This is a genomic window from Jannaschia aquimarina (assembly GCF_000877395.1).
Taxonomy (GTDB): Bacteria; Pseudomonadota; Alphaproteobacteria; order Rhodobacterales; family Rhodobacteraceae; genus Jannaschia; species Jannaschia aquimarina.
The window spans coordinates 358869-375704 of the sequence record NZ_JYFE01000060.1; the positions used below are offsets into that span (position 1 = coordinate 358869).

The 16836-nt window shown below is 61.7% G+C and carries 12 protein-coding genes; 7 read left to right on the top strand and 5 right to left on the bottom strand.

Annotation, left to right across the window (positions count from 1 at the left end; all coding sequences use genetic code 11):
• Nucleotides 1–3: 3 nt before the first annotated feature.
• The 5 genes from jaqu_RS17165 to jaqu_RS21975 all read right to left on the bottom strand — a co-directional run bounded on the left by jaqu_RS17165 (nucleotide 4) and on the right by jaqu_RS21975 (nucleotide 7829).
• Nucleotides 4–1569, bottom strand: a complete 1566-nt coding sequence (locus jaqu_RS17165) for a polyamine aminopropyltransferase (protein WP_084629963.1) — start codon at nucleotides 1567–1569, stop codon at nucleotides 4–6.
• 75 nt (nucleotides 1570–1644) lie between these two features.
• Nucleotides 1645–2232, bottom strand: coding sequence for a hypothetical protein (locus jaqu_RS17170; RefSeq protein WP_043920191.1), 588 nt, complete (start codon nucleotides 2230–2232; stop codon nucleotides 1645–1647).
• 27 nt (nucleotides 2233–2259) lie between these two features.
• Nucleotides 2260–3429, bottom strand: coding sequence for a rhomboid family intramembrane serine protease (locus tag jaqu_RS17175; RefSeq protein WP_043920192.1), 1170 nt, complete (start codon nucleotides 3427–3429; stop codon nucleotides 2260–2262).
• Nucleotides 3430–3545: 116 nt separating this feature from the next.
• Nucleotides 3546–3935: an adenosylmethionine decarboxylase gene (gene speD, locus jaqu_RS17180; RefSeq protein WP_043920193.1), complete on the bottom strand. Its 390-nt coding sequence runs from the start codon at nucleotides 3933–3935 to the stop codon at nucleotides 3546–3548.
• Between the two features lie 552 nt (nucleotides 3936–4487).
• A complete protein-coding gene (locus jaqu_RS21975; protein WP_043920194.1) occupies nucleotides 4488–7829 on the bottom strand; it encodes a DUF4214 domain-containing protein in 3342 nt (1113 codons plus the stop codon).
• Between the two features lie 209 nt (nucleotides 7830–8038).
• On the opposite strand from jaqu_RS21975, the gene jaqu_RS17190 reads away from it, so the two are divergent.
• The 7 genes from jaqu_RS17190 (at nucleotide 8039) to jaqu_RS17220 (ending at nucleotide 16720) form a co-directional block, all read left to right on the top strand.
• Nucleotides 8039–8803: a hypothetical protein gene (locus jaqu_RS17190; RefSeq protein WP_043920195.1), complete on the top strand. Its 765-nt coding sequence runs from the start codon at nucleotides 8039–8041 to the stop codon at nucleotides 8801–8803.
• Nucleotides 8800–9879: a glycosyltransferase gene (locus jaqu_RS17195; protein WP_043920196.1), complete on the top strand. Its 1080-nt coding sequence runs from the start codon at nucleotides 8800–8802 to the stop codon at nucleotides 9877–9879. Before jaqu_RS17190 ends, jaqu_RS17195 begins: the two co-directional genes overlap by 4 nt.
• A complete protein-coding gene (locus jaqu_RS17200) occupies nucleotides 9846–11000 on the top strand; it encodes a hypothetical protein (RefSeq protein WP_141134293.1) in 1155 nt (384 codons plus the stop codon). Before jaqu_RS17195 ends, jaqu_RS17200 begins: the two co-directional genes overlap by 34 nt.
• 160 nt (nucleotides 11001–11160) lie before the next feature.
• The gene (gmd, locus tag jaqu_RS17205; protein ID WP_043920198.1) at nucleotides 11161–12174 is read left to right on the top strand and encodes a GDP-mannose 4,6-dehydratase; all 1014 of its coding nucleotides are present in this window, start codon (nucleotides 11161–11163) and stop codon (nucleotides 12172–12174) included.
• Between the two features lie 27 nt (nucleotides 12175–12201).
• A complete protein-coding gene (locus tag jaqu_RS17210; protein ID WP_141134294.1) occupies nucleotides 12202–14760 on the top strand; it encodes a glycosyltransferase in 2559 nt (852 codons plus the stop codon).
• Nucleotides 14757–15815 carry a sulfotransferase family 2 domain-containing protein gene (locus jaqu_RS17215; RefSeq protein ID WP_084629965.1) on the top strand — a complete coding sequence of 353 codons (1059 nt, stop codon included), beginning with the start codon at nucleotides 14757–14759 and terminating at the stop codon, nucleotides 15813–15815. Before jaqu_RS17210 ends, jaqu_RS17215 begins: the two co-directional genes overlap by 4 nt.
• Entirely contained in the window at nucleotides 15812–16720 is a 909-nt protein-coding gene (locus jaqu_RS17220; protein ID WP_141134295.1) for a hypothetical protein, read from the top strand. The genes jaqu_RS17215 and jaqu_RS17220 overlap by 4 nt, the downstream gene beginning before the upstream one ends.
• The last annotated feature ends 116 nt before the right edge of the window (nucleotides 16721–16836 follow it).

Below are 16836 nucleotides of genomic sequence, written 5' to 3' on the forward strand. Positions count from 1 at the left end.
ACGTCAGGACCGTCCGCGATCTTCCGAGTAGCGGCGATAGATCGTCGGGTTGAAGATCGAATTCACCTCCAACTCCTTCGTCGGCAGCAGATCAGCCGAGAAGGTACGTGAGGCCTCGAAGGTCTCCGGCGTCAGGGCCCGCAGCCCGTTCGGCAGTGGGCCGAGCTGTCCCCCCGGCACTTTCGACGCCATGTGGAAGCCCCAGATCCCGAACGACGGAACCGAAGTCTGATAACTGACGATCTCGGGGAAAATCTCTTCGAGGGTGCGCGCGACGGTCCAGTAGGTGTTGCGCGTCGCGAAGGGGGACGAGCTCTGGGTGACAAGCGTGCCGTCGTCGGTCATTGCGCCGTGGACCAAGGCGTAGAACTCTATCGAATAGAGCTTGGAGAGCGCCTCGTTATGTGGATCGGGGAAGTCGATGATCACCCGGTCATAGCGGCGATCCGTCTCGCGGACGTAGACGAAGGCATCCATGTTGTGCACGTGCAGCTTGTCGGATGCCATGCTGTCCCCGTTCAACCGCCGGACCGGGCCGAATTCCTGCCCAAGACGCGTCATCTCGGGATCGAGGTCCACCAGGTCGATGCGCTGGACGGAGGGGTGGCGCAGCACTTCGCGGACGGCGAGCCCATCGCCGCCGCCCAGGATCAAGACGTTCTCCGGCGTACCGGGTGTCCAGGACAGGACCGGGTGAACGAGCGCCTCGTGGTAGCGGTATTCGTCGACCTCGGCGAACTGCAGATGACCGTCGATGAAGAGCCGGACGTCGTCGGTCTTCCACGTGTTGGTGACGACGAGCGACTGGTAGGGCGACTGCGTCTGCCAGACGATCTGATCGAAGTAGAGATGGTCCTGCGCGTAGGCCGTGATCCGCGATGCGCCCAGCGTGAAGGCAAAGAGCGCGCCGATGGTCAGGCCGACATAGCCCAGCATCCGGCCCGGATTGTCGAGATGCTCCCTCAGCCAGAAGACATTCAGTAACGCCACCAGGGCATTCGTCAGACCGACGGCGAAGGACGCGGTGATCAGGCCCAGCGACGGCAGCAGCAGCAGCGGGAAGGCGACCGACCCGATCAGGCCGCCCACGTAATCGAGCGACAGCACATCGGCCAGCGACTGACGCATGTCGGATCGCTGGGACAGGATCCGTGTGAGGATCGGGATCTCCAATCCGACCAGAAAGCCGATCGTGAAGATGAACGCGAACATCCCCACCTGATAGAGCCATGGCGCGAAGGGAAAGAGCATGAAGAGGGAAATGCTGCACACGCCCCCGATCATGGCGAGCACCAGCTCGATCCGGATGAAGACCTGGATCAGGTTGCCGTGAATGAACCGCGAGACGTAGGACCCGATCCCCATCGCGAACATGAAGAACCCGATCGTCAGCGAGAATTGGTGGACCGAGTCGCCGATCAGATAGCTGGACACCGTCCCGATGATCAGCTCGTAGACGATCCCGCAAAGCGCCACGACGAGGATCGAGCCAAGCAGGATCAGCGCCTGGCGCTGAGGCAGGTCCGAGTAATCGTTGGTCTCGGCCTCGTGGATCGGCATGTCAGTCATCGGACGGCCCCCGTCTTCAGGTCGGAATCGAAGGGGCCCGCCCGCGGGCGAGCCCTCGAAGGTCGATAATTCGGCTTACTTGCCGGCGCGCGGGCCGCCGGATCGGGCCGAGGACGGCGCGCGGTAGTTGGAGCGCGGCGTGACGTTGCGGTTCGAGAAGCTGGACTTCGTCACCCCGGCACTACGCTGGCGGTTGATCAGGTTGCCCAGCAGAACGCCGGCCAGGAAGCCGGTTCCCGAGAAGCGAAGGCCCGAGGCGTTTCCGACGGCGTCGGTCGCGATCAGGCGGTTGTTCTCTTCGTCGATCTCGACCGTGAACACCTTGCCTTCGCCGGAATCCTGCACACCATTCGCATTGTCATCGGCAAAGCCGAGAAAGGACGCGTCGGGCTGCACATCCAGCCCCAGCGTCTTGCCGTAGAAACGCGGATCGGCGTTGAGCACTTCGGTATAGAAGGCGGTGAATTCGGCCATCCGCTCATCGGTCACCTCGGTGATCCCCTGCTCACCCAGATATCCCTGGTAATTCGCGAGAACGAACTCCGTCCGGTCGAGAACCTGACCCAGATCGGCAGTCTGTTCGTCCTGCGGCGCAAGGAAGACCGAGTAGGCGACGAAGCCGCCAATGGCTAGGAAAGCGATCAGCTTTAGTTGTTGAAACACGTCCGGACCCTTCTAACTTCTAGTAGTTTACCGCAGCGAACACGTCCACCAGACCTGATGCAATTCGGGGGCGAAGTAATCCGAGATCCGTCCGCGTTTTTCGAAGCGATGTGACAGCAAAGCCTCTTCGTTGGCGTCCGAGATGTCACTCGGGATGGAAAGGACCGCAATTCGCGCGCCATTTCGCCTTATTTCATCAAGGTGTCTGGCCATCCCTTCGATACCGTCCGGCCCTGCCTTCCAGATCAGGCCGGCGGCACCGTCGGTTTCCGGTTCGCGCGCGGCGCCGGTGATCACGAGACCCGTTTCGTCATAGGACGTTGCTTCGGCACCGCCTTGGTAGTCGGGGTTTTCGAGGCCATAGACGATCTTCGCTTCGCCCCGGGCATGATAGTCCGGAACGGTCATCTCGACCTCGGCGCCGAAGGCCTCGTACATTCTGTGAGCGGCGGCATAGACCATCTCGCCGTTCTCGCCGTAGTCGCTGGTCGCGATCAGAAGTTTGCGGATCCCCATCTCGCGCAGGTATCCCAGCAGTTCATTGAGCATGAAGCGGCCCAGCCCCTCGCCGGTCTCCTCCTCGGTCAGATATGTCCAGGACAGCCACGCGATATCGGGTACGTGTTCGTCGGCAGAATGACCCGTCACCCCGATCACCTTGCTGCCACGCGTCAAGACGAACATACCGTCGAGATCGCCCTTGAGGAATCCGTGTTCGGCCTCGACCGCATCGTCCTCATCGGTCTCATCGATGATCGCGACGACATGGGCGATGTCGGCGGTTTTCATTGGCCGAAGTCGGGGTTCTTTTGACGCGAACAGAGAGCCGAACATGGCGAAGCCTCCTCCGATCAGGGCAGCGGTTGCATGAGCGGCGACCGAAAGATCATTCCAGAAGAACGCCGCTTCGAGGATCAGTGTCGTGGCAATGGCGGCAACAAGGATAGGGCGCCCCCATCCCGATGCGCCCGCGACGAGTGCATAGCAGACCAGACCATAGGCAATGCCGGAGGCGCCGACGAAGTAGGGGCCGGTCACCGCGTATTGCACCAGCGTTCCGGCCATCCCGCAAAGAGCTGCCAGGCACAGCGTCTTCCACGATCCGATCCGACGCTCGGTTCGACTGCCTCCGATGGCGATCAGCAAGAGATTGACCGTGAGGTGCTGCGCGTCTCCGTGACGAAGGATGCCGAGCATGGCATCGCCAAGGCCCGAGATTGCCGCGGTCGTTCTGACCGCCCCTTCGAGAGCGTAGATGCCGGCGATCAGCCCGCAGAGGAGAAGCGTGGCCCATCGGGCGGATCCGTCCTGCGTCAGCTTGCGATCGCGACCGCGTTCGGCGCGCCTCGCGTGATGTCGCGAAGCTCGGTCCGGGAGGGACGGAAGTACTTGCTCAGGTGGTCCAGCGCGACGCGGGGATCGCAATCGCCGCACATGAAGATATCGATGGCGGCATATCCAACCTCGGGCCAGGTGTGGATCGAGATGTGGGACTCCGCCAGGATGGCGACCCCGGTGAAGCCGGCGCGCTGTCCGAAATCATGGAAATTCGTGTCCAGTACGGTCGCGCCCGCTGCCTCGGCCGCCTGGCGAAAGATCTCTGCGGCTGGCGTCCCGTCAAAGAGGTTCGTCGCACCGTGGAAATCCGCCAGCAAATGCCGCCCGCAGGCTGCGACGATCGGGGCTTCGAGGACTTGCTTCATGGTGACGGCGGCCTGTCTTTTGATGCAGCGTATGGGGACGCCGATGCTGCATCAATCGAGATGACGACCTCAGATCGGAAAGGTGTGACCTCTCGGCCGTACTCCTCGATCTATGTGGCAACTTCCGGGCAGTCGCATCGAAGATTGAATATTGGCGTCGCTTCGGTTTCGCACTTCTTGTTGGGGGCCGAGGTGACGTGCGATCTGGCCAGGCGGATTGCGCGGAGCAGGCATCAAGGCAGGAAAACCTGCAGCAGAGACGTCGTTCCGACCCTCACTTTGCATCGGATGAGATGTTGCTTCGATCTGTGGCGCAGACGAACAGATCATGCCGAGCCATTCCGCACGGCCGGCATGATCCTTTGACGTGTGCCTGAACTCAAATCCTGTGGCCGGCGGACTGGAGTGTCATCACTGTCAGTCCACGGACCTCGCATCGACGGGTGAGTAACCGCGACGCTCACCTCTTTGCCAAGGACTGGCCAGCCCCGTACCGGCCGGTTTCTGCGGCACTATGCCGGCGCAATGCGCGGCCACCGGGCCGCATTCAGGTCAGGAGACATTGAAGCGGACCCGGCGCATATCGGCCAAGGACATATCGACGAAGCGGATCGTCTGGCCCCGGTCCGCGAAGACCACATCATCTCCGTCCTGGCTCATCCTCGCGCGCGCATCCGCGCCAGAGCTGTAGCCGTAGCGAGAGAATTGCAGCTCATCCCACGGCTCGAACCCATGGATCGTATCGCTCCCGACGGCATCGCGACGGAAGATGAAGACGTCGGCGCCAGTTCCACCGTTCATTCGGTCATCGCCTGCGCCACCCTCCAAGACGTCCGTCCATTTCTTGTTCGCGGTACGCATGTAGTCGTCGAGATCGGCTTGCGTTCCGCGTCGGTACTCTGTGCTTTCGGCGAACCCGACGACGACTTCCGCCCTGCTCATGCCTCCATCCAGCCGAGCCGTCCAATTGGTCAGGCCGATCGCGTCTGCGTCTCTTCCTAGGACATTCTGGTAGAGAAGATTCACGAACTCTGAATTTTCGAGATCGCCATAACGCTGCTGGAATTCCGGCGAGCCCGCGAAAGCCCCGGCAGCCTGAACCAGCCCGACCCGACCCTCGGCGATCGCGTCGATCCAGTTCTGGAACCCTGTCGTATCCGGCTCTCGGCCCAAGGTAGAGCCATAGAGCCGGTAGACCTGACCAGTCACATCCGCCTCATCCCGCGAAGTCGCTTCGATCAGCGGCGTCCCATCAACGAGCGTCTGGGATCCGTCGCCGGCGCGCAGGACGTCTGTGTCGTCGCCCGAGCCGGTCAGGGTCCCTTCGCCATTTGGCCGGCCGGATCCAAGTTCCGTTTCGATCCCGAACGATTGCGCCAAGTTGGCGAATTCGCGGCTACCGATGAAGCCGTCCAGGACCGCATCACGAGAAATACCGTCCTCCAGACGACCGACCCATGCCGAAAAGCCGCCGCTGTCCGGCGCCCGGTCGAAGAAGGCGCGGTATAGCGTTGTGACGTAGTCCTCGTCGGAGGTGTTCCGGCCCTGGAACTCAGGCGATCCTATGAAACTGCGAGCGACATCCGCACCGGCCATCACACCGGTATGCAGGCGATCGGTCCATGCGTTGCTGCCTTGCGCGTCCGCATCCCTCCCGAGGATCGTCTCGTAGAAGCGTCCGACGAAAGCCTTGATCTCATGCAGGGACTGGTTGTCCTGGTAGGCCGCCGTTCGATACTCACCGTCCCGGGCGTCGAGGATGTTGTCGAAGCGATAGAGCACGGACTCGCCACTGTCGGGATCCGTACCGGCCGCGACGATGTCGAGACGCCCGTCACCGTCCAGATCATGCGCGACCGGTGATCCGACATAGGCGCCGAAGAGGGGTCCCGGACCGTCGATCGCGTTGAGTTGCGTTCCATCACTGTCAATCGCGATGATCTGGCCGCCCTTGCTGATGAGAAGCTCCAGATCGCCATCCCGGTTGTCGAGATCCACGGCGATCGGCTGACGGTTGATGATCGCCTCGACCGACCCGTTGAACGGTTTGGGCTGAACGGCGAAGAGTTGCGTGCCGTCGGCGTTGAAGGCGTGGACCCAGCCATTGGTCGTCGCGGCAACGATTTCGTCGCGTCCATCCCCGTCGAGATCTGCGAGCATCGGGGCCGCCATGACGCGGCCATTCGTTTCGAGCGTGTGCCGCAACGTACCGTCCGCGTTCCACACCTTTACGTGGGTGCCGCGGTCATCTTTGAAGAAGTCGCCGGTGCCCTGAATGATTTCGATCCGGCCATCGCGATCCAGATCGCCAATCACGGGGCTGGACCACAGCGACTGTTCGTCGAATTTCCCTCTGTAATCCGCACTTGTCGATGAAGCGATCTGCCCGTCCCAGCCGGGAACGACCTGCTGACCGAATGCGTTGAAAGCGTGGAGGACACCGCCCTGCTGCGGCAAGCCCGCGTCCGGATTGCGCGAGATGTCGGACGGAACCAGGACTTCGTTCAGGCCGTCGCCATCCAGATCGGCGACCGCAGGCGTCGCGCCTGCAGTATCGTGGAGATTGGCTCGCTGCTCGACCGCTCCGGTGCGGCCGTCCAGGACGTAGTATCCGTGATCCCAGGAGGTGAATAGAACTTCACGCACACCGTCCCTGTCGATGTCGTAGACACGGGGCGCACCGTAGACGCCATCTGGCCTGTCTTCGTCACCGAAGCGGTCGTTTGTTTGATGGAACCACAGGGTGTTGCCGTCGGCATCGACGGCATAGACACCGCCGTCGTCGCCGGGTTGCCCCACGGTATTGTACCCCGGTTCGTTCACGCCTCCGACGCCGACGATGATGTCGATGGAGCCGTCGCCGTTCACGTCAGAGAAAGTCGGCGCAGTCGTGACGGACGTCGTCTCGTACGACTTGCCGGTCGCCGGATCGATGCTGGGGAAGGCGTCGAAAGTCTTGACCCATTTCTTCGTGCCGTCCGCTTCGAAGACGGCAAGGCCTCCGGGCGCGATTTCATTGCCCGCGTCGTCCAGAAGCTTCGAGGCCCCGACGACGATCTCCATCTCTCCATCGCGATCGATGTCATAGACGCCGACCGATGCATTGCGGACCGGCCCCAGGCCAAGCTCGGAAACCCAAGAGTCACGAGGCATGTCCAGTTGCAACGTGTAGTCGAGCGATATGCCATTCGGGGCGCCGGTCGCCTGGTACTGGGGCGCGAATACGCGCGCGAAGTAGACTCCCTCGGTCAGCGCCGCCACCTGAACACTCTCGGGCCCCGAGCTCTGCCAGTCGATCGCGATCCTCTCTCCGCTTTCGTTGAAGAGTGAGAGATTGAGATCGATTTCACCCGTCGGACGCATCTCGAGGCTGACCGGGCCGGGACCCGTCTCGATCCGATGCCAATCCTCTTTCGAGCCGCTAAATGTGGTGATGCCACGCGAAAGAAGGTCGGCCTCGCCTCTCGTATTATTGCCGTCGTTGGGATCTGCTTCGGGCAGATCGATCGAGAGACTATAGGTGATGCCGAAGCCGTCTGGCGGATTGTCGACGTATTGCCCGTCATAGGCCCGGACGTAGTAGGTTCCGGGTGTCGTCACGATCCGGGAAAAGCTTTCATCCCCCGAAGGCGTGAACGAGGATCCGATCGCCTGCCCTGCGGAATTCCGAAGCTCGATATTGACGTTCCGGCCGTCGCGGGCCGTATCGCCTGTAGGCGACATCGATAGGGCGATTTCTCCATCCAGGGACTCGACCTTGAACCAGTCGTACCCGTCGCTTTCGATCTGCCAAGTACCCTCGGTCAGCGCCGTAGCCTCGGCTTGCGTGTCGCCGGGATCGCCGGCAACGGAAGAAAGCGCCGCATGGGCGAAGTCGTCGAAGAATGGATCCACGGGTCTTTTCGAACTCTCTTACCAAGTGATCGCAGCGCTCGCTCGCGCGTTTCTCGATCCCCTAAGCCCCCGACTGTTGAGAAACCCCTAATTGGCGGATTTTCGGGAACAGCGGTGGCGGAGTCGGGGCCTTTGGCGGTTGCTGCCGGGGCGGGTGGCCGATAGGAGGCGGGCCCACAGCCGGGATACAGCGTCAGAGGGAACGATCGATGGAAGACGACGATCTTGTGCCGCTTGCCGAGAAGGTGGCGACCCTTTTGCAGCTCGACCGGATGCGTCATCGCGTCGGGACCGAGGTGGACATGCGTCCACTCACCGGTGTCTCGACCTACCTGACCGAGGTCTTCGAGCGCAGCGGCGAAATCCCGCCGGATGCGACGCCGGCCGAGATCTATGCGGCAATGAACCGGCGGATCGCGCAGGTGCAGGCACAGATCTATCTCCTGCGCCTCGAGATGGAGACGCGGTCGGAGACCGACCCGACGCGGATCCTCGCGGATCCGATGGTTGTCGCGGCCTACGGGGATCGGATCGAAAGCGGGGTAAAGACCCCGAAGGACTACGATTTCTCGTCGGTCATCCTCGCTCACGGCTGGCACGGGGTCGAGCGGGGCGGCGATGGGTGGCACAGGTGGATGCGGCCCGTGGACGGGCCGGCGGTCGCCTGTCTGCCCCATCTCGGACCAGTGCCGCAGGAGCTGGAAATCCATGGCTACGTTCTGGACAAAGACCAGCTTCCGACGCTCTCCATCCGCTCGACGGATAGGGAAGCGGAGATCGTCCCCAATGAAACGGCCCCTCACCGCTTCGTCGCCAAAGTGCGGCCGCCCGAGGACGTGCTGAGCGCCTCCAGCCATGTGGTCCTGGAGTTCAGGATCGGCGAATGGCGCATGCCAGGCGGCGGAGACAGCCGGATGTTGGGTGCGAACATTTCCCGCTTTGCCTTCCGCCCGCTTGAGACGGCATCGGAATGAAGATCGCCGCCCTGTGCGACTTTCCGTTCTGGGAGAAGCGTATCGGCTCTGCCGTCCGCATGAGCAGCCTGTGCGACACGCTCGCGAGACATCTGGATCTGACCGTGATCAGTTCGGTCGTCGCGGACCGGCCCGCAAGGCGATCGGCATGGAGCCTGCGAGGCGCCGATGAACTCGGGATCGAAGCGGACATGCCGCGCGAGGACATCGCCGCTCGCATCGCCGAGGCCGTGATCGACAGTGAGGCCGATGCCGTCCTGACCCCCTATCTTAACCGTGGATGGATGGCCTCGGCGGTGCCACGCGACGTCTTGCGGGTGGTGGACACCCACGATTGTCAGTCCCAGCGCGCGGCCTCGCTGGCACGTCACGGTCTGAAGTCTTCCATCTCGATCAGTGGGAGAGAGGAAGGTGCCGCGCTCGACCGCTACGATCTTGCGCTGGCCATGTCCCAGGAAGACGCCATGGCTTTCCGGCAGATGACCCGGACGCCATTGGTGATCGCCCCGTTCAGATTGCCGCTCGCTCCCCTGCGGGATCGTGGCGACGGGCAGACGCTTCTGTTCGTCGCGGCAGACAGTCCCGTCAATCGGGTGACGCTTCATTTTCTGATCCGCGAAATTTTGCCTCTGGTCCGAGCACCGTTCCGACTGCGTGTCGTCGGCTCCGTCGATGTTCCCGAGATCCCCGATGGCATGGCTGTTGAAGTCTTGCGAGATGTTCCGGATCTGAAGCCGATCTATGCCGAAACGGATCTTGCGCTGAGCCCGATCTACGCGGGTGGCGGTGTCAAGACCAAGACCTTGGAGCCGCTCTGCTACGGCAGGCCCGTGATGACCACCGATGAGGGCGCGCGCGGCCTGCGTCACCTGATCCCGGACGATCTGATCGCCAATGACAAGGAGACCTTCGCCTATCGGATCGGACTGATCCTGTCGGACGCGGCCCGGCGAAAATCTCTATCGCAGGACATCATCAGGCGGGTGCGCAACGAGGACGTCGAAAGCTGGATTCCCCCGTTCAAGGCGTTGCTGGGCACGATGTGCGCCACGAAAAGCGGCGCGATACCGGTATGAATTCGGTCGAGCGGATCGTTTTCACGGGCGACTTCCTGCGCCCCTCGATTGCAGGCTTGCTGCCCACGCAGCACGAGAACATCCTATGGCTCCGGAAGGCGGTGGGCGTCCCGGTCGAGATGGCGACGGGTCTGCCCCAGGAGATCCTTCATTGGGACCATCGCTGGCAGAACGGGTCCCGCGTCGACGCGACGACGATCTCTGCGGTCTACCAGATGATGGGGATCCGCCGGGGCATCCATGACTGGCCCCGCCTGTTCGATGCCGAGACGCTGCCCCCGATGCTGGAGGACCTGCTCGACCGCTGGTTCTTGAAATCGTTCGTCATCGGCTTCGAATTGCCCCGCTGGCTGGTGAGCTTTCTCTCCCGGCGAGATGTCCCGTTCGTCGATGTCTCTCTGTCGCCCATCCGCTTCATGGACGATCTGCTCTTCGAGGTCAGCGCATCGCATGAAGCCGGGACCGCAGCGATCCGAAGCCATGGCGTGCCGGAGGACTTGATCCGACTTCAGGCAGGCGTTCTTGCATCGAATGTGGCGAAATCGTTCCCGTCGCCTCCCCGTCCGAACACGTTGCTGATCCTGCTGCAGACCCGATACGACAAGGTCCTGATCCGGGATGGCCGCTTCGTCTCTCTGCTCGATCGGTTGGACGAGTTGGAGCGCGTGGCAGCCGAGTACGACAACGTCCTGATCAAGGCGCACCCGCTGGAGACCCAGGAGGAGGTCATCGACGCGATCTCGGCACGCCTCGACGGGGTCCGACACACGACCGAGAACTTCTACCGCTTGGTAAGCCATGACGGCCTACGGGGCGTCGCGGCCCTCTCATCGAGCGGTGTCCACGAGGCGAGCTGGTTCGGAAAGAGAGGCCACTACCTCATCGAGGGGTTCACGCGCGACACGTTCACCGTGGGTCAGGAAGGCTTCGATGTCGGGGACGCGATCCTGATGCCGGATTTCTGGCGGGACGTCCTCGGCTCCATGGGCTTGCCCGTCACCGAAAAGGACGGGTTGAGGCTTCCGTCGAAGCCGAACCGATTCAGACAGCAATTGCGCAGCGCCTGGGGCTTCAACGAGGTCGATACCGACATCCCGGCGTCATGGGCCAGAACCGAGTGACGAGGGCGGATGCGGGTGTGTCGGCTCCGCCGATCCGTTAGACACGCGGAAACACCCACGACCGTCCGCGCGATGGCGCCGTTGCGTGACGACAGGCGTTGCGTTTCGGGCAGTCGAAATCTAGTGACGCACGCACTTCCAGGCAGGACATATCATTCAGATGACGACGGCATTCATTACGGGCATCACGGGGCAAGACGGCTCGTATCTGGCGAAGCTGCTGCTCGAAAAAGGCTACGAGGTCCACGGTGGCGTGCGCCGGATTTCCCAGCCGGAGACGGTGAGGCTCCAACAATTGGGCATTCTGGATCAGGTGCATCTGCACGAATTCGATCTGGCCGAGCAGAACAGCATCTTCCGGATGATCCGGAAGGTCGAAATGGACGAATTCTACAATCTCGCTGCCCAGAGCTTCGTCGGCGCATCGTGGGAACTGCCTGTCTACACCGCCGAGGTGGATGCGATGTCCGTCGTTCGCATTCTGGATACTCTCCGCTCGGTTCGGCCCGAGACGCGGTTCTACCAGGCATCCACCTCCGAAATGTTCGGCCTGGTCCAGGAAGTGCCGCAGAACGAGAAGACGCCGCTGTACCCGCGTTCGCCTTACGGCGTGGCCAAGGTCTATGGTCACTACATCACGATGAACTACCGCGAGAGCTTCGGAATGCATGCCTCGTCAGGGATCCTTTTCAACCATGAGAGTCCTCTGCGCGGGAAGGAATTCGTCACCCGTAAGATCACACTTGGCCTGGCCGCTCTGGCACGGGGCGGCAATGACGCGGTGGAGCTGGGCAACATGGATGCCCGTCGCGACTGGGGCTTTGCCGGCGACTATGTCGAGGGCATGTGGCGGATGCTGCAGCAGCCGACCGCTGACGACTACGTCTTGGCGACGGGCGTGACATCGACGATCCGCGAGTTCTTCACCTACGCCGCCGAGGCGCTTGGGATGGATCTCGAATGGACGGGTGAGGCCGAGAACGAGACGGCGACCGATCGTGTTTCGGGGAAACTGGTGATGAAGGTGAACCCGAAATTCTACCGCCCCGCCGAGGTCGATCTTCTGATCGGCGATGCCACCAAGGCTCGCGAGACCTTGGGTTGGCAGCCGAGCGTTGACGTCAAGGGCCTTGCCGAGATGATGGCCCGGTTGGATTACGACGCAATCGCCTGACGGGTACGGCCAGCTGAGGATCGCGACGTGAGCCAGAAAGACCGAGTGAAGGCCTTCTTGAGCCATCCGCGCCTGGCTCCGGTCCGAAAGGCCGCGGGCGCCGTAGCGCGACGTCAGAGGCAGGGGCCCTATCTCGGCTTCCTCGACGGGCTGACACAGGACGGTCAGCTCCGCGGCTGGGTGGTCGATCGGCGGACGATGAAGGGCCGGGTTCCCGTGGCGCTCCATATCGGCGGCGAGATGGTCGAGGCCGGGTATGCCAACCACATCCGCGAGGACGTGCGGGCTGCGACAGGTGGCGAGGTCGAATGCGGGTTCTTCTTTCCGCTGACCGATGCCCATTGGGCCAAGATCGCCCAGGCCGACGGCCTGATCTCGGTCCGCACGCACGAGGAAGCGTCCCGCGAGATCGGGTCGCTCCGCCTTTCCGTGGACGGAACGGACCCGAAGCTGGCCAAGGATGTCGGTCAGGCATTCCGCTATGCGATGGGTGCGGATTGGGATCTTCTCTGCGAGAAAATGGACGAGGTTCCCGAACCGGAGGGCCCTCTGCCTCCGATCCGGCAACCTGCCTTCGAGCGCCATGGCCGGATGTTCGATACGGATCGGGTGATCCCGGAAATCCCGCTCAGCGGCCACCCCGCCTATCTCGATTACGTCCGGTACAGATACCGCATGGACGAGAGCTATCAGGTCGAACCCGATCTCGAGTCCAGCGAACGATATCTCTACTGGTACCTGACCGCCTACAGGTCGCAGGAATCCCGTCGCGTTCCACTTAGCCGGGACCTTATCGAGCACCTGAACGAACCGATGGTCATGGGCAGTCAGAGCTTCACGATCAGTCGCATCATGTGGTGGCGGCTGACGGGTCGCCCCGATCTGATGGCCAACGCCAACCTCAATGATCGCGACGGGTATCTGAAGGTGCTGTTCTGGTGGGCCCACCAGGATGCGCCGCATCTCGGCTACGAGGACTGCCTCGTGCCGGACCGCTTTGCCGATCTTCTGCGCGGCGTGCACCCCTCACGAAGGTTGGATGCATATCCTCTCAGCTACTTCAGCGAGTGCTACTTCGCGGATACGCCGAAGCTGCACTTCCTGCGGCCCGGGACGCCGGACGGGCGCAAGGGCCTGGCTCTGGCGATGCTGTTGGCAGCGGTCCAGCGGCCGGACCTCCTGCGGTACATGCCTCGCAGGACGATCGACCAGTTGCTGAAGCCCGGCGAAGACGCACGCTCGGCATTCGAGCATTTCCTGACGGATATCGCAGGAAACGGATCCGAGCCGAGCCCGGTTCAGATGAGTCGGGACCGCTATGCTTCGATCCTCCAGACCCGCTTCTTCGATCTCGACAGCTACTCGTTCATGACGCGTGATCGGAACGGGAATAGGTTCGAGGCAGCAGCTTTGCCACCACCCAACGAGGACAGGCCGACGGTCGACGTCCAGCTTATCGGTCCGTTGGCGAAAGCGTCCGGCCTGGGTCAGGCGACCCGGCTTTCCGCCGACATCCTGCGGGCCACCGGCCTCGACGTGCGGGGCGTCGACTTCGACCTCGACAACCCCGCACCCGAAGGATTCAGCAGTGATTTCCTGGTCGAGGAGTACGGGCCCGCGGAAATCAACATCATTCATCTGAACGCCGAATCCATACCGCTCGCTTTCGCGTATCAGCCAGACGTCTTCTCGGGCGCCTACAATATCGGTTACTTCTTCTGGGAACTCGATACGCCCGCCTACTGCCATTACCTAGGGATGGAGATGCTGGACGAAATCTGGGTTTCGACCCAATACGGCGTCCAGATCTACAGGCCGGACGCCGCCGGCAAACCTGTGATCAATGTCGGTATGTGCTACGAGGATACGCCTGGCATAGAGCGCGAAGATGCCCGCGCCTATGTCGAGCGCCGGTTCCGGTTCGACGAAAGTCATTTCGTCGTTCTCGTGGCTTTCGACAGCTTTTCCTTCGTTCAGAGGAAGAACCCGGTCAACGCTCTGCTTGCCTTCCAGAAGGCATTCGCCGACGTCCCCGAGGCCCGGCTCGTGGTCAAGACGCAGAACCGCGACAGCGTCTTCGATCCGGTGCAGGTCGCTTTGTGGGACAGGGTCGAGACGATCATCCAGGGCGACCCGCGGATCGTCGTCATAAACGAGACGCTGACCTACCGGGACCTGCTTCGCCTCAAGGCCGGATCCGATATTTACCTCTCACTCCACAAGTCCGAGGGATGGGGCTTCGGAATGATCGAGGCCATGAACCTGAACGTCCCCGTGGTCTGCACCGGGTATTCCGGAAACATGGACTTCTGCACGCCGGAAACCTCTTGGCTTGTGGACTACGAGCAAGTCCCCTTGCGCCATGGGGACTACATCTTCGTGCGCCCGGGATCCGAATGGGCGGAGCCCTCGGTCGATAGCGCAGCCCAGCAGTTGCGGGCCGCCTACGATGATCCCGCCGAGCGTCTCGCCCGTACTGATTCCGCAAAGGCGTTCATCAAGGAGAACTTCTCGGTGGATGCCATCGCACGACGCTACGGAGACAGGCTGCGGGAGATTCTCGGCCAGCGCGCGGGGCGTTCATGAAGAAAGGTGCCGGAGGGCGGAAGTGGATGCAGGCGAAAGCCGAGCGCCGAGATATCCGCATGGCGTACCGTATGATCCTTGGACGAAACCCGAATGAGCAAGAGTTCGAGAGATTGCTCGAGAAAGGTCTGTCTGTCTGGGAGCTGCGATCTCAAATCCTGAATTCGCAGGAGTTCGGGCAGGCCCCGAATGCCACCGTCGCCGCGTCACGGATGAAGGCATCTTTCGGGCGTCAAAAGCCGCGACTTCGCGACATGAGTGAACGACGGGTCATTTATCTGCACATCCCGAAGTGCGGCGGCACGACGATGCATGGATTGCTTACGCAATGGTACGGAAAGGAGAACGTTCACAGTGAACGTTTCAACCGGCTTTACCACGCCCCTGCCGCCGATCTCGCTCATAGTCTCGTTTTCTCGGGGCATTACGACTTTTACTCGACCCAGTTCGTGCCGGGAAACACCTTTCGGCTCTCCTTTCTGCGTGATCCGATGGAACGCTTGATTTCACTCTATCATTTCCATCGCGCTCACAGTCCAGAAATTGTCGAGAGGAACAACCTCGTCTTGGCCCGCTGGGCGCAAGAAAATGATATCGACGCCTATTTTTCCGACGAGCGTGTCAGGGCGCACGCATCGATCGACAATACGATGGCGAGGCATTTCTCAAACATTCCGCAGGTGCCGCACGCAGGCCTAGGTGATATTTCAGATCGACACGCATCGATCGAGCAGATGTATGTGCAAGCGAAGGCAAATATAGAACTGTTCGATCTAGTCGGCTTCATGGATCTGTATGATGAGTCTGTAGGGTTATTGGCTGACATGCTGAACAAGCCGACAATAGACGAAATACGGTCGGAGCAGGTTCTCGACGATCTCATGGAAAGAGGTGTCGGTATCCGGCGGATAGAACGCCAATCCCCATCGAAGGCGATCCTGGAGCAGATGGAGGAATTGGTCTCGTATGATCGAAAGGTCTATGACGCCGCAGAACGGGTCTTCAGACCACGGATCGAAATGCATAGCGCCAAGCGCCGCAGCGGCGAAATATGAGCATCAGTCCAGAGGCGATCCGTAGGAGCTTCGATGCAATCCTCGGACGAGCACCGACGCCGCAAGAGTTGGCGGAAGGCTATCCGACCATCCCCGCGCTGCGCCAAGCCCTCTTCAACAGCGAGGAGTTCGGTAAACGCTACGAGGCAATGCGCGCGCAAGAGGTCGGTGACAGGGATCCGGTCCTGATCCACCTGCACATCCCGAGGACCGGGGGGTCCTCGCTGACCGCCGCCCTCCTCGCACAGGAAAGCACCGATCCTTCGCTTATGCTGCGGCAGGCCGATCTGGAAGACTTCGCTCGAAAGCCCCGCGCCGAGAAGCTTGGTTTCAGGTATATTCACGGGCGACTGAACATGGGAGCCGGGCCGCGGCTCGATGTTCCCTACAGGTACCTCTGCGCGATCCGACGGCCCGGGCCGCGGATCCATAGCGTTTGGGCCTTCATCAAACGGACACCGGATCATCCGGATCACGAGACCCTTGCCAAGAGAAACATGAGTTTCGGCGCTTTTCTCGAATACAGCGTGACCGCACCGAGGCTGCGCCTCGAGGTCGACAACGGTCAGATCCGAAGGCTTTCCGGCGAGACGAACCGCGCCGGATTGGGACATGAACGCGAACTCCTGATCCACGCCATTCACGGCGCGACGGATCCCGAGATGATCATCGGAACGACCGAACGCCTCGATGCACTCGCCTCTCGACTGGTCGAAGAAGGATATCTCGCCGACGCAGAACTCCCTCGGCTGGAGGGCGCACCGACCGCGCTGAATTTCGAGAAGGCAGTCTCGGACCTGTCGGATCGTCAACGCGAGATTTTGGCTGCCTACACGGGTTGGGACGACTATCTGTTCGATATCTGCTCTTCGCTCACCGCCGGTGAGGTGGATCCGCGCCCTTAGTCAGTGCTCGTCGATGCGTGTTGGCAGGGCGACCGGATCAAGTGATCTGAGAATATCAGGGTGACCTGCTCCCCTCTGAGTCCGCGTTTATGAGTTAGCTCTGTTCAGGGTTTGGT

What these genes read in the sequence shown, in the direction of transcription:
- jaqu_RS17165 (WP_084629963.1), bottom strand. Translation starts at nt 1,569, where the DNA reads ATGACTGACATGCCGATCCACGAGGCCGAGACCAACGATTACTCGGAC.
- jaqu_RS17175 (WP_043920192.1), bottom strand. Translation starts at nt 3,429, where the DNA reads ATGCTCGGCATCCTTCGTCACGGAGACGCGCAGCACCTCACGGTCAAT.
- speD (WP_043920193.1), bottom strand. Translation starts at nt 3,935, where the DNA reads ATGAAGCAAGTCCTCGAAGCCCCGATCGTCGCAGCCTGCGGGCGGCAT.
- jaqu_RS17190 (WP_043920195.1), top strand. Translation starts at nt 8,039, where the DNA reads ATGGAAGACGACGATCTTGTGCCGCTTGCCGAGAAGGTGGCGACCCTT.
- jaqu_RS17195 (WP_043920196.1), top strand. Translation starts at nt 8,800, where the DNA reads ATGAAGATCGCCGCCCTGTGCGACTTTCCGTTCTGGGAGAAGCGTATC.
- gmd (WP_043920198.1), top strand. Translation starts at nt 11,161, where the DNA reads ATGACGACGGCATTCATTACGGGCATCACGGGGCAAGACGGCTCGTAT.
- jaqu_RS17215 (WP_084629965.1), top strand. Translation starts at nt 14,757, where the DNA reads ATGAAGAAAGGTGCCGGAGGGCGGAAGTGGATGCAGGCGAAAGCCGAG.
- jaqu_RS17220 (WP_141134295.1), top strand. Translation starts at nt 15,812, where the DNA reads ATGAGCATCAGTCCAGAGGCGATCCGTAGGAGCTTCGATGCAATCCTC.